Below are 13624 nucleotides of genomic sequence, written 5' to 3'. Positions count from 1 at the left end.
CTGGAAGGCGAAGGCTTTCGGGCCCTCGAATGGGACGCTCCTGAGCGGTGTCAGAAAGAGCAAAGTAGCAGGCTAGGATCTTTTGATGGCTACCCTCTTGACCCCCAATGTATTTTTTCAATCCTCCTGGCTAGAAGCTGCCGTTGAATTTGGTGGAGCCCACCGGGATGGTGGCGGAGGGGAGGATTGGTCATTGGAAGACCTCCGGGATCCGCTGGACTTTGGCCGGTTTGTTGACGAACTTGTTGCTGCTGCGCTACCGGAAAGCCCACGGAAGCCGGGTTATGTGACGTGCACCTATCTGTGGATCGTTGAGGGGGATGTGGTCCTTGGTTCTCTTGCCATCCGCCACGAACTCAATGATTTCGGGCTGAATTAAGGCGGGCACATTGGATATAGTGTGCGGCCATCCGCGCGCCGACGCGGTCACGCCTCCAAGGCGTTGAATGACGCGTTGCCTGTTGCCCGCGAGCTGGGTATTTCCAGGGTTCTCGTCACCTGCGATGAGGACAATGCCGGTTCCCGTGCCACTATCGAAAAGAATAGTGGCGTCTATGAAGACAGCCGTAACGGTAAGCGCCGCTACTGGATCAACACGCACTAAATTCATACTGTCTTGGCCCGGTGGCGTTTTCAGAAGACGACAGCACGAGTCTCAGAGCCGTGCCCGTTGCGGGAACCTTCTACGGGATGGAGCTGCGCTCGTCTCCCGTGGATAGAGCAAGCGATATCTGACAACGAGACCTTAGGCAGACCCCCCGGTGATGTCGAGGGCTATTAATTGGGAGATCATCGCTCAGCAATACGACCAGATGATCAAATACGCCACAGCATTGAAGCTTGGCACAGCCGAATCGGAGACGATTCTGCGCCGTTTCACCCGGGGCGGACCGAAACACTCCACGTACCAGGCTCTGGAAGAACTCGGCCGGGCGGTTCGCACGATCTTCGCCGCCGACTACCTCGCTAGTGAAGCTCTCCGACGAGAGATAAATTCTGGGTTGCAGGTGGTGGAGAACTGGAATAGCGGCAACGACGTCGTTTTCTACGGCAAGAACCGAGACCTCACCGGCCCGGATAGGGAAACGACTGAGGTTTCCATGCTAGCCCTCCACCTCCTCCAATCGTCCTTGGTCCTAGTCAACACCCTGATGTTGCAGGAAGTCCTTGAAGATCCGACCTTTCATGACCTACTGACGCCTGAGGACTGGCGCGGGTTGAGCCCGTTGTTCTGGACCCACATCAACCCCTACGGACGTTTCACACTCGATATGGACACCCACTTGGGCCTGAGCTCAGAGCGGTATCCCGTTAGCTCTCCAGAGACCACACCGTCAAAGAAAGAGGAGGTTGTGACATGAGTGAATCCCTCCCCGCTCCGGTAGGGGAACTCCCCGAAGTAAAGGGAAACTAATCCAAGGAAAAATCACACGCCTGGGACGAACCCGAACACATCGGGCGGGGGGCCACCGCGGCCAGGTCCAGGAAAGGAGCACGAACACGCCAAGGCCTCCGCGAATGGGCGCAAGGGACCACTCAACGATCCGGTAGAGGAGAACGCTTCGACCCCGAATACTTCGATCACGCCAGGATCAATGCCAACCGTGAAAAAGTATTCACTCCAGAATCCAAGGAGTCCTGAAACAGAAGCGTCTTGGAAACCTTCAGATTTTTGAGACGTTCGCATGAGCCTCTCCGGCTTGGTTGTCTACATTGTCATGGAGGGGGACCTTATGTCTCGAAAAGTCATCCCGCCATAAAGTGTCTTAGTCTGTTGCTCGGTAGGGCTTTATGAGTCAAAATGATGATGTGAGACATTTGGGATATACGCGCGTGAGCACTTCGAGTCAGGACGCGACGTTGCAACTTGATGCGCTGGTCACCGCCGGAGTGCAAAAACGCGATGTATTCGCCGACGTCACTTCCGGAAGCCGGACAGCGATCGAGCGGCCCGGGATGAAGAAGCTGCTTGAATACGCCGAGGCCGGGGACACCGTCGTTGTCTGGCGGGTCGACCGGCTCGGTCGTTCATTGCTCGATGTCCTGAACACTGTCAACTTGATGCGTGAACGCGGCGTGCTCGTCCAATCCATTTCGGATGGGATCGACCCGGCGACCTCGACCGGCCGGATGATGCTGAACATGCTGGCGTCCTTGGCCGAGTATGAGCGTGAGCTGATCGTTGAACGTGTGAATGCCGGGATCGCGGCGGCACGTCAAAGTGGCACTAGTTTTGGACGGCCGCTTTCCGATCCCGCGGTGGTCGCCGAAAAGCTCGCGATCGTGAAGGACGCACGCGCGAAGGGACGAACAGCGCAGGAGGCCGCACGACTGGTTGGCTGGTCCCGCGCCACCTACTATCGCCATGCTGCCAACAGTCCCGTAACAAGCGACTAAGACTAAAATTATCGAGCCCATGCGCGCCCTATCGTGTAATTTCGTTCCATTTACTACCAAGACCCCGTATTTCGTAGTTTTCCCTTGTCTTCTGGTCTGGGCAGGAGTAGACATAGCCCATCACTATCGCTTCGCTTCGGGGGACGACGATGTCTACGAAAACTACGCGCCAGCCATTTTGCTGTCAGGGAACACTGGGGAAGCTCGGTGGGACGGGCGTCCCTTGCCGGGACCGTGACCCTGGGGTTGGTGTTCGCGGTGGGTTTGGGGGCTGCGGCCCCGTCGTTTGCGGCGTTGCCGTCTGGGGATGTGTCAACGTTGGGGTTGTTGGGTTCCCGCCCGGGTGCGACCCGGTTTCCAGTACAGATCAGTGACCAAGTCAGCGGCTCCATTGATGTCGGTACCGGCAATCTCTCCCTCAGCGTCAATGCCCTCTCCTTGCCTGGTGTTAGCAGCAATGTGGGGTTGGGAATGAGCTTCAATTCCCTTTCCACGGATACGAGTGCCGGGATAGTGGCACCGCGGTGGACCCTGGCGGCCGACTCGGCGGGGACTCTTTCCACGGCCCCGACGGGGGTGTTGTTTACATCCGGGGATGGGTACTCGGCCCTCTTTACCCCGGTGACTGGTTCCTCGACGGCCTACACGTCCCCGGCCGGGGTGAAGGCTGATCTGGTGAAGACCGGCTCGACGGGCTGGGTGTTGACTTCACGGACGTCCGCGTCGGTGGTGACGTTCAATACGGATGGGAAAACGACGAAGGTCACCGATCGGAATAATAACCCCACCGCGCTGACGTGGACCTCCGGGAAGCTCACGACGGTCCTCTCAACCCGCGGTGTGGCAGGGGCCCGGACCGCAACCCTGGCCTACGATTCCTACACCGGGTTGCTGAATTCCATATCTCAAATTTCCGGGGCATCTTCCCGCTCGGTGTCCTTCACCCATGACCCTTATGGGAATCTGACAGGATTCACGGATCTGGCCGGAAAGACCACGACCTTTGGCTACACCGCCAACCGGGTCACCCAGGTGATCTCCCCGGCTGGTGGGGTGACAAATTTCAGCTATGACGCCACCGGCCGGGTGACCAGGGTCGAGCAAGTCAACACCACCACTGGTTCCCCAGGAAATTCCATCACCCGCCTGGCCTACCCCTCCAGCACCCAGACCCTGTTGGCCGGCCCGAACACGGATCAGGCCGTGGCGGTCGCGACCGGCCCCCACACCACCTACACGCTCACCACCACCGGACGCGTTGCTTCGGTCACCGATCCGATGGGCCGGGCACGCTCGAGCACCTACACAGCAGACTTCGACACGTTGACGGCTACCCAAGGAACCGGGACCACCGCCGGAACCACCACGAACACCTTCGGGGCGAACATGGGCCAGTCCCTGACCCAGACCACGGCACCGGGCGGGGCGAGCTCACAACTCGCCTACGCCAACACGGCGGCCTCGACCAAATATCTACCCACCTCGGCCACCAGTGGCGCTGGAAACGAATCTCTTTTCACTTTCGACGGGGCCGGGAACGCGCTCACCGCTTCGGATGCCTTGGCCGCGACCGCGTCCCTGACGCACAACACGGACGGGACCGTCGCGACCGCCCTGGCACCAGGTAACGGGAGCAACAAAACCTCCTACACGTACAACAGCAATCATGAACTGACCACGGTGACCCCGGTCACGGGGTCTTCCCTGACCGCCCAATCCAGGACGTATGACGTGTGGGGGCGACTGTTGACCCAGACGACCGGGGCCGGGACGACCTTGACGTACTCCTACGACGGGGTCGGCCGGCTGGCCGGGACCAGCTTCTCCGACACCACACACTCCATCGCGTACACCTACAACACCAACGGACAAACCCTCACCCGCACCGATGGGGCCGGGACAACCAGCTACGCCTATGACCAGATGGGACGGCTAACCTCCCGAACCAACACCGCAGGCGGGGGGACCATCAGTTACGGCTACGACAGGGCCTCGAACCTGGCCTCCACCACCGATACGCGCGGGACGACAACGTATGCTTTTGACGCCTCAGGGGTGCCGACGTCCTTGACGTACCAGTACAACGGTGGCAACCATGTCCTCGCGTTCGCCACCGATGACAGGGGCCGGCGCACCGATACCTGGATGGATACCAACCCCGCCCACACCACCTGGGCCGCACACACCCACACCGACTACGACACCACCGGCCGCGTGACCCGCACCACCGCCCAGGTAGGCACCGGGGACAGTGACAACCGGCCCGTCATGGATATCTCTTACTGCCACGCCGCCGGCTCCGTCGCCCCCACTTGCCCCACCAACACGAGTGCGGACCGGGCCAATATTCAATGGGTGAAGGACAACCTCACCGGTTCCGTGACCGCCTACAGCTATGACGGGGCGAACCGGCTCACCCAGGCTGCCATCACCGGCGGCACCACACCCGCGATCACCTACAACTACTCCTACGATGTCCGCGGGAACCGGCTCACGGCCACCACCACAGGCGCCACCACGACTTCCCAAACGTTGACCGCGAACCCGGCAAACCAGATCAGCACCACCGGGTACAGCTACGACGGGACAGGAAACCTCACCGCAGACCCGGCTGGGACCTACAGCTACAACGGGGCCTCCCAACTGACCCAGGCGACGAAGTCCGGGACCACGTACAACTACAGCTATGCGGGGGCCTCCAACAATGAGCTCCTGGCCCAATCAACCCCGAATGGATACTACAAATACACGTACGGGCGAACCGACGCCCAGGGACAACCCGTGATAGAACAACTCAACCGGGACAACTCCACCGCCTACATCGAACACGACCCCGTCACCGGGGAACCCCTCATGCTCCGGACTTCAACCGGCATGCAATCGCTCTACATTACCGATGGGACAGGGAACCCCGCCGCCCTGATCACCTCCGGGAACTACGTCGCCCTCGCCACCAGCTACGACCCCTACGGCGTGCAAACCATCACCAAAGATGCCGGAGGCAACGCGAGCGTCCAAAACCCCTACACCTTCAAAAACGGGATACAAGACCGCACCACCGGATGGATCAAATACGGGGCCCGCTACTACCAACCCACCACCGGACGCTGGACCCAACAGGACACCCTCGACCAACCCCTGGACCCCGCCAACGCCAACCGCTACGCCTACGCAGCCAACAACCCCATCAACCTCACAGACCCCACGGGGTATAGCTGCGGGAGTTGTGTGGCAAAAAGTGCAATTGGCGGTGTTCTCGGAGGTGCCGCTGGCGGATTCTTCGGCGGGTTGCTTACCGCTGTTTTAGGACCGGAAGCACCAATAATTACTGTAGGGCCGGCAGTACTAATCGGAGCTGTTTCAGTAGGGGTTGCTACGACCATCGGGGGGCTGATTATCTGTGAATAGAAGAGAATTTACGTGGCCTTTGCGCCTACTTGTAGCTGGAGCGACGTTCGTTATTATTGTGGTACTAATCACAATTTTTGTTGGCTACTCATCCCGCGGTTTGATAGTTGGAATTATTGGCGGCGCGGTAGGTGCTGTAATACTGACAGCGGTGCTCACTACAAATCGAAGGCGTCAGTGAATTAGGGCCGTGTCTTTTTTTGCATTCCACAAATATCGAACGCTCGGCCCGCAAAAAATTCGGCAACGATCGTTCGCGAGACTCTGGCCGGGATCTCATCCAGGTCAGCAAATACAAAGATCCAATGGGTAACAGTTGCCGTGTAGGCACCAACGTAGCGCGCACCCCCCCTTTGCGATGCGCCGAACACTTCATCATGGTGACCGTCAGCAGTGCGGAAAATCTGGCCGCTTCAACCTGCCGTCGGACATTTCATTTTTTCACAAGCCTCGAGCTGTCCCCATGCTACTTGTCACCTGGGGACAGCTCCAGGAGTACCAGGTGCAAAACGAGCCGACCACCGACATCGCCAGCATCTTGTGGATGGTCGTCATTGGTGCCGCACTCCTCACGCTCAGCGCCGCAGGCATAACGGGCCGGCCTGGCCCTGGCCGACGGGCGCAGCGACCACGCCACGCTTGCCAGTGTGGGGGCCGATATTCGGCTCCGAAAAGCCCTATCTGGTTCGCAGACGTTCTTGACGGCATTCCTTGGCACGGTGATGGGGTTGTTCGCAGGCGCCGTGCCGGTCGTCGTCTTGTTATCCTTTTCCCGGGGCACGCCCATCGTTGTCCCGTGGCTACAATTCGGGGTGCTGCTGGTGCTGGTTCCATTGTTTGGTGTGACGGCGGCATGGATGTCCACCAGGGGCAGGCTGCCCATGAAAAGACGGCAGACGGCAGACGGTGGCATAGGCGGACTAGAGTGTATCCGGTTGGATCAGGCGTTTTTGCGAGAAATGGACATCACACCGTGGTGTTGGCCAGCGTCCACTTTGAATGGGCGCACGGTTTGCCGCCAATGGAGCGCAACTTTCAAAGCTGCGCCTGATTCTCAAAAAACGGTGCGCTGGAGCAGAGTCATGAACGCCACTTCAGCAACATTTACTGGGGAGAGGGATAACTTGGCTCCCCTTTGGTGCGTGACTGTATCCAAGGGGAAGGTAGCACCGCAAATTGTGCAGGGTGGAGGTGGCTGGTATGGCCCAACTCGGCTCTGGTTCATCGTAGGGCGGCGGGGGAGCGGGGTATTACCCTACGCTCAGGTCGCCCCCAGCCCACGGACCGGCAGTTCATGTCCTCACGGAAAATGCCATGCGGTCATGGGCCAGTGATGTGGTTGTCAGGTAGACGTCGATCACCATTCATGGGCCGTCGGAGGCTATGGCGAAGAAGTCCAGAACGTCAGTCCGGATTAGTCGGAGGGCCATGCGTAGTGAGATTGGTCCACTTTAGATGAGACAGGACAACAGGTCTGCGGCAGTCTGCACGAGCAGCGTCCAATTCCATCTAGTTGACATAATATAGATTATCGGCGCAATGGATGCCTTGTTGAAAGTTGACTATTGTTCGCCTATTTGTAGTGGAATCGAACCTGCATGATGATCAGATCTTCACCTTCAACTAGATACACATGACGGGCTGCCGTGCCAGTAGGTCAAGGACCTGCCACACGTCCGCATCCTTCTTGGCAGCTATCTTGGCGTTGCAGGAGTCCGTAATTCTGGAGACATGCCCGGCCAGCCTGTGCCGTTGTCGACGGCGAGGAAGGAGGCCTCCGCGCACTGGGTGATGATGGCGACCGGATTACCCTCGCAGAACGCCCTACCGGGGTGCTTGAGCACGGCACTCACCCGCGCCCGGTGAGTCGGAACAAACTCCCCCGGGTCCCCGCCAAACGTGCAAAAATACGAAAACTGGCCCGGCGCCGCCCACCACATACGAACATTTGCTGCCGTCGCGGAGAATCGAACACCGTTGGAGTATTTTAGGTGCCCACGTACGCGGCCAGGTGCTGGCCCGTCAACGTCTCCCGGGAGGCCACCAGCTGCGCTGGCGTTCCCTCGAAAACGATCGTGCCGCCGTCGTGCCCGGCACCGGGGCCGATATCGATGATCCAGTCGGCATGCGCCATGACGGCCTGGTGGTGTTCGATCACGATCACCGACTTGCCGGAGTCGATCAGCCGGTCGAGCAGGCCCAGAAGCTTCTGGACGTCGGCCAGGTGTAGCCCGGTGGTGGGCTCATCGAGCACATAAACTCCACCCTTCTCCCCCAGGTGCGTGGCCAGCTTGATGCGCTGCCGCTCCCCGCCGGAGAGGGTTGTCAGGGGCTGACCAAGCGTCAGGTAGCCAAGCCCGACGTCGGCCATGCGGGCCAGGATTGTGTGCGCGGCCGGAAGTTTGGCCTCCCCCGCCGCAAAGAATTCCACGGCCTGGTCCACCGACATGGTCAGGACCTCGCTAATGTTGCGCCCGCCCAGGTGGTAATCAAGGACGGCGGCCTGGAAGCGGCGGCCCTCGCACTCTTCACAGACCGTGGAAACACCGGCCATCATGCCCAGATCGGTGTAGATGACACCGGCGCCGTTGCAGGTGGGGCAGGCGCCCTCGGAGTTGGCGCTGAACAGGGCCGGTTTCACCCCGTTCACCTTTGCGAAAGCTTTACGGATGGGCTCCAGGAGGCCCGTGTACGTGGCGGGGTTGCTGCGTCGGGAGCCGCGAATGGCGCCCTGGTCAACCGTGACCACGCCGTCGCGCCCGGACACCGAGCCGTGGATCAGCGAGCTCTTGCCCGAGCCGGCCACACCAGTGATGACAGCCAGTACGCCAAGGGGAATGTCGACGTCGACGTTTTGGAGATTGTTCTCCGTGGCGCCGCGCACTTCCAAGGTGCCGGCTGCAGCCCGCGGAGCAGTCTTCAAGGAGATCCTGTCGTCCAGGTGCTTTCCGGTGATGGTGCCGCTGGCCCGCAGCCCCTCGACGGTGCCCTCAAATACCACTTGCCCGCCCTGGGCCCCGGCCCGCGGGCCCAGATCAACAACGTGGTCGGCGATGGTGATGGCCTCGGGCTTGTGCTCCACCACCAGCACGGTGTTGCCTTTGTCTCGCAACTGCAGCAGCAACTCGTTCATGCGGGCGATGTCGTGCGGGTGCAGCCCGATAGTCGGCTCGTCAAAGACATAAGTGACATCCGTCAGGGACGAGCCCAGGTGACGGATCATCTTGGTGCGCTGCGCCTCACCGCCGGATAGGGTTCCTGAGGGGCGCTCCAGGGAAAGATATCCCAACCCAATGTTCACAAACGAGTCCAAGGTTTCGCCCAACGCACCCAGCAAGGGAGCCACGGAGGGTTCGTTCAGGGAGCGGACCCAGACGGCCAGGTCGCTGATCTGCAGGGCACAGGCGTCGGCGATGCTCACGCCGTCAATCCTGGAATTGCGAGCATGCGCGGCCAGCCGGCTGCCCTGGCACTCGGGGCAGGTGGTGAACACGACGGCGCGCTCCACAAAGGCTCGAATGTGCGGCTGGAGTGCGTCAACGTCCTTGGACAGCATTGACTTTTGCATCTTGGGGATGATGCCTTCATAAGTGAGGTTGATGCCCTCGACCTTGATCTTGGTGGGCTCCTTGTGCAAGAGGTCGTTGAGTTCTTTTTTGGTGAACTTCCCCAACTTCTTGTCCATGTCAAAGAAGCCGGAACCGGCAAAGATGCGCCCGTACCAGCCGTCCATGCTGTAGTTGGGCACCAGAACGGCACCCTCGGACAAAGACTTCCCGCCGTCGAACAGGGCCTCGAGGTTGAAGTCGTTGACCCTGCCCATGCCTTCACAGCGCGGGCACATGCCGCCGGTAATGGAGAAGCTGCGACGCTCCTTGATCTTCTCTCCGCCCTTTTCGATGGTGACGGCACCGGCGCCTGAGATGGACGCCACATTGAAGGAGTACGCCTGGGGTGAACCAATGTGGGGTTGGGCCAGGCGGCTAAACACGATCCGCAGCATAGCGTTCGCGTCGGTCACGGTGCCCACCGTGGAGCGCGGATTGGCGCCTATCCGCTCCTGGTCCACGAGGATCGCCGTTGTCAGCCCCTCCAGCACGTCAACATCCGGTCGGGCCAGGGTGGGCATGAAGCCCTGCACAAAGGCGCTGTAGGTTTCATTGATCATCCGCTGCGACTCGGCCGCGATGGTGCCAAAGACCAGGGAGCTCTTGCCGGAGCCGGACACGCCGGTGAACACCGTCAACCGGCGCTTGGGGATCTCAACGCTGATGTTCTTGAGGTTGTTTACCCGGGCGCCCTGGACCCGGATCTTCTCATGACTGTCGGCAATGTGCGGCGTGCGAACGTGCCTTTCGCTGGCGGCTTCGGGACTCATGGGGCCCCGATCACGAACAACTCGCACTCGGCGTTGTAATATTTTTTGGTCCGGCCCTGGTGCTCCATGCCAATGCGCCGGCACACGCTCTGCGACGCCGCATTGGCAGGGTTCGTCACGGCTACGACCTGCGCAAGTCCGGACGCGAAGGCGTGTTCAAGCACCGCCGCGGCAGCCTCGGAGGCAAAGCCCTTGCCCCAGTGGTCGGGGTGAAAATGCCAGCCAATTTCGACGTCGGAGGACGGTTCCAGCGGCTCCTCACCTGAGGCTGGGATTGGCTTGAGCAAAAGTGTGCCAACGGGCAATCCGTCCTCCTTGCCGGTCACGGCCCAAATGCCGTGGACGGGGTGGTCCAGCGCCATGAAACGCTCCACCCGATCGACCGCTTCGGAACGGCTGGCCATGACGGCCGGTTCGGCGCCGATGAAGCGCTGCACCACCCACCGGGAGTACAGGTCGTAGACAAAGTCGACGTCGGAGTCTTCCCAGGGGCGCAGGGCAAGGCGATCAGTGGTGATGTGTGCTGTCATTTGATCATTATGCCTCTTGAGCAGCACTCCACTGTGCCTGGTCGAGCCCGGCTATGCCGCCAGCATCTGCCGCAGCACGTATTGCAGGATCCCGCCGTGCATGTAGTAGGCCTCCTCCGCGGGGGTGTCTATACGTAGCGTTGTCACGACCTCGCGGCTGGCGTCGTCGGACTCAATGCGCACGGTGACCTCGCGCGGGAACGGGTTGGCGCCGGCCAACCCGACGATGGAGTAGGTCTCCATGCCGGTCAGGCCCAGCGATTCGGCTGTGTCCGCGTCCTTGAACTGCAGCGGCAGCACGCCCATGCCGATCAGGTTGGAGCGGTGAATGCGCTCAAACGATGCGGCGATGACGGCCTTCACTCCCAGAAGCATGGTGCCCTTGGCCGCCCAGTCCCGTGAGGAGCCGGAGCCGTAATCGGTGCCGGCAATGACCACCAGCGGCGTGCCGTCAGCCTGGAAAGCGTTCGAGGCGTCGAAAATAGTTTCCACCGGGCCGTCGGCCGAGCGCTTCGTGAAGCCGCCCTCCACCCCTGGCACCAGCAGGTTGCGCAGGCGGATGTTCGCGAAGGTGCCGCGGATCATCACATTGTGGTTGCCTCGGCGGGAGCCATAGGAGTTGAAGTCGCCCTGGGAAACACCGTGCTCCAGTAGGTACTGCCCCGCCGGCGATGACTTGCGAATGTTACCGGCCGGGGAGATGTGGTCGGTGGTGACCGAATCCCCCAGAAGGGCCAGCACACGTGCGCCGACAATGTCGGTCACGGGCTCCGGTTCCCGCGCCATACCGTCAAAGTATGGGGGCTTGCGCACATAGGTGGAATCCTCCGACCAGGCGAACATGTCACCTTCCGGAACGTGCATGCCGCGCCAGTTCTCGTCCCCGTGGTAGACATCCGCGTAGCCGTCCGTGAACATTTGAGCCTCGAGGCTGGCGTCCACCACTTCCTTGATTTCGGCCGTCGTGGGCCAGATGTCCTTCAGATAGACGGGCTCTCCAGACGAGGAGGTGCCCAGCGGGTCCTTGAGCAGGTCAACGTGCATTGACCCGGCCAGGGCGTAGGCGATGACCAGCGGCGGGGAAGCCAGGAAGTTCATCTTCACCTCGGGGTGAATGCGGCCCTCGAAGTTCCTGTTGCCGGAGAGCACTGCCGAGACGTTCAGGTCCTTGGCGTTGACGGCGGCACTGACCTCGGGGATGAGCGGGCCGGAGTTACCGATGCAGGTGGTGCAGCCGTAGCCGACCAGGCTGAAACCGATCTTCTCCAGGTAAGGGGTGAGCCCGGCCCGGTTGAAGTAGTCGGTGACCACGCGCGAGCCGGGGGCCAGCGTCGTCTTGACCCACGGCTTGCGCTCCAGGCCCAGCTCCACGGCCTTCTTGGCCAGCAGCCCGGCGCCGATCATGACCGACGGGTTGGAGGTGTTGGTGCACGATGTGATGGCCGCGATGACCACGTCGCCGTGGTCAAGGGTGAGGTTCTGACCGTCCAATAGGAATTGCGTGGGGTCACTGTGCCATTCCAAGGAATCCCCGGAGCCGTCGTCGGTAAAGACGTGCGGCGGCTCGTCGCGCGGGATCCGGGTGCTGATGGCCACCGGGTCGCTGGCCGGGAACGACTCGCTCCCGGCGTCGTCGAGGCCGCCAGCCAGAACGGCCGCTTCCTGAGACTCCCCCGCCAGCAGGCCGCGGACGGCCCGGCTGGCGCTGCGCAACGGAATCCTGTCCTGTGGCCGCTTGGGCCCGGCGATGGAGCTCTCCACCGTGGCCAAGTCCAGTTCCACGATCTGGCTGTAGTCGGGGGTGTGGAACGGGTCGTGCCACAGGCCCTGCTCCTTGGCGTAGGCCTCCACGAGCCGGATCTGGTGTTCGGGGCGGCCGGTCAGGCGCAGGTAGCTGAGCGTTTCCTCGTCGATCGGGAAGATGGCGCAGGTGGAGCCGTACTCCGGGCTCATATTCCCCAAGGTGGCCCGGTTGGCCAGCGGGACGTTCGCCACGCCTGGGCCGAAGAAGTCCACGAACTTTCCCACCACACGGGTTTGGCGCAGCAGTTCGGCCACGGTCAGGACCAGGTCGGTGGCGGTGGTCCCCTCAGGCAGTTCGCCGGTGAGCTTGAAGCCCACCACCTGCGGCACCAGCATGCTCATGGGCTGGCCCAGCATGGCGGCCTCTGCCTCGATGCCGCCCACGCCCCAGCCCAGCACGCCCAGCCCGTTCACCATGGGTGTGTGCGAGTCCGTGCCCACCAAGGTGTCCGGATAAGCCTGCGCCACGCCGTCGCGCGTCCTGGTGAACACCACCCGGGAGAGGTACTCGAGGTTGACTTGATGGCAGATACCGGTGTCTGGCGGGACCACCAGGAAGTCGGCAAAGGACTGCTGGGCCCAGCGCAGCAACTGGTAGCGCTCCTGGTTACGCTTGAACTCCAGCTCGGAGTTCACGGAAATGGCGTCGGGGCGGTTGAAGACATCGGCGATGACCGAGTGGTCGATGACTAGCTCACCGGGGATCAAGGGGTTGATCTTGGTGGGGTCCCCGCCCAAATCGGACATGGCGTCGCGCATGGCTACCAGGTCCACCACACACGGGACGCCGGTGAAATCCTGCATCAGCACACGGGCCGGCGTGTACTGGATCTCCTTGCTGGCCTCGGCGGCAGGGTCCCAATCCCCCACGGCGCGGACCTGCTCCGCAGTCACAAGGCGACCATCCTCGTTACGCAACAGGTTCTCCAGCAGCACCTTCAAGCTGTACGGCAGCCGTGCCGAACCCGGAACCGCGTCAAGGCGGTAAATCTCATACGACTCGCCGTCAACGGTGATTTCACTACGTGCATCGAAACTATTGGAAGACATGACAATCCCTTTTCGTTGCGTAACCTTTTAAGCCACCCTAACCCCCACTCCACGGATA

The 13624-nt window shown here is 61.3% G+C and carries 9 protein-coding genes; 5 read left to right on the top strand and 4 right to left on the bottom strand.

What is annotated here, in order from left to right; translation table 11 throughout:
• The first annotated feature begins 85 nt into the window (after positions 1-85).
• The 5 genes from AOC05_RS20080 to AOC05_RS07110 all read left to right on the top strand — a co-directional run bounded on the left by AOC05_RS20080 (position 86) and on the right by AOC05_RS07110 (position 5805).
• Positions 86-379, top strand: coding sequence for a hypothetical protein (locus tag AOC05_RS20080; protein ID WP_231687192.1), 294 nt, complete (start codon positions 86-88; stop codon positions 377-379).
• A 21-nt stretch (positions 380-400) separates the two neighbouring features.
• Positions 401-604, top strand: coding sequence for a GNAT family N-acetyltransferase (locus AOC05_RS20075; protein WP_231687191.1), 204 nt, complete (start codon positions 401-403; stop codon positions 602-604).
• Between the two features lie 160 nt (positions 605-764).
• Positions 765-1361, top strand: coding sequence for a Tn3 family transposase (locus AOC05_RS07120; RefSeq protein WP_062006634.1), 597 nt, complete (start codon positions 765-767; stop codon positions 1359-1361).
• Positions 1362-1791: 430 nt separating this feature from the next.
• The gene (locus AOC05_RS07115) at positions 1792-2397 is read left to right on the top strand and encodes a recombinase family protein (protein WP_082357820.1); all 606 of its coding nucleotides are present in this window, start codon (positions 1792-1794) and stop codon (positions 2395-2397) included.
• 207 nt (positions 2398-2604) lie between these two features.
• Entirely contained in the window at positions 2605-5805 is a 3201-nt protein-coding gene (locus AOC05_RS07110) for an RHS repeat-associated core domain-containing protein (RefSeq protein WP_062006632.1), read from the top strand.
• 466 nt (positions 5806-6271) lie between these two features.
• On the opposite strand, the gene AOC05_RS19360 is transcribed toward AOC05_RS07110, so the two are convergent.
• The 4 genes from AOC05_RS19360 to AOC05_RS07095 form a co-directional block, all read right to left on the bottom strand.
• The gene (locus AOC05_RS19360; RefSeq protein WP_186760545.1) at positions 6272-6688 is read right to left on the bottom strand and encodes a hypothetical protein; all 417 of its coding nucleotides are present in this window, start codon (positions 6686-6688) and stop codon (positions 6272-6274) included.
• A 1104-nt stretch (positions 6689-7792) separates the two neighbouring features.
• Positions 7793-10183 (bottom strand): ATP-binding cassette domain-containing protein, encoded by a 2391-nt coding sequence (locus AOC05_RS07105; RefSeq protein WP_062006631.1) that lies wholly within the window; start codon positions 10181-10183, stop codon positions 7793-7795.
• Positions 10180-10713: a GNAT family N-acetyltransferase gene (locus AOC05_RS07100; RefSeq protein ID WP_062006630.1), complete on the bottom strand. Its 534-nt coding sequence runs from the start codon at positions 10711-10713 to the stop codon at positions 10180-10182. Before AOC05_RS07100 ends, AOC05_RS07105 begins: the two co-directional genes overlap by 4 nt.
• A 51-nt stretch (positions 10714-10764) precedes the next feature.
• Positions 10765-13566, bottom strand: coding sequence for an aconitate hydratase (locus AOC05_RS07095; RefSeq protein WP_062006629.1), 2802 nt, complete (start codon positions 13564-13566; stop codon positions 10765-10767).
• Positions 13567-13624: the final 58 nt, after the last annotated feature.

This window comes from Arthrobacter alpinus, from assembly GCF_001294625.1.
Taxonomy (GTDB): Bacteria; Actinomycetota; Actinomycetes; order Actinomycetales; family Micrococcaceae; genus Specibacter; species Specibacter alpinus_A.
The sequence above is the reverse complement of the archived record's forward strand: the minus strand, read 5'-3'. Positions and strand labels throughout refer to the sequence as shown.

Excerpts from the sequence above, each read along its gene's own strand:
- AOC05_RS07120 (WP_062006634.1), top strand. The coding sequence starts at position 765 with ATGTCGAGGGCTATTAATTGGGAGATCATCGCTCAGCAATACGACCAG.
- AOC05_RS07095 (WP_062006629.1), bottom strand. The coding sequence starts at position 13,566 with ATGTCTTCCAATAGTTTCGATGCACGTAGTGAAATCACCGTTGACGGC.
- AOC05_RS19360 (WP_186760545.1), bottom strand. The coding sequence starts at position 6,688 with ATGGGCAGCCTGCCCCTGGTGGACATCCATGCCGCCGTCACACCAAAC.
- AOC05_RS07115 (WP_082357820.1), top strand. The coding sequence starts at position 1,792 with ATGAGTCAAAATGATGATGTGAGACATTTGGGATATACGCGCGTGAGC.
- AOC05_RS07105 (WP_062006631.1), bottom strand. The coding sequence starts at position 10,183 with ATGAGTCCCGAAGCCGCCAGCGAAAGGCACGTTCGCACGCCGCACATT.
- AOC05_RS20080 (WP_231687192.1), top strand. The coding sequence starts at position 86 with ATGGCTACCCTCTTGACCCCCAATGTATTTTTTCAATCCTCCTGGCTA.
- AOC05_RS07100 (WP_062006630.1), bottom strand. The coding sequence starts at position 10,713 with ATGACAGCACACATCACCACTGATCGCCTTGCCCTGCGCCCCTGGGAA.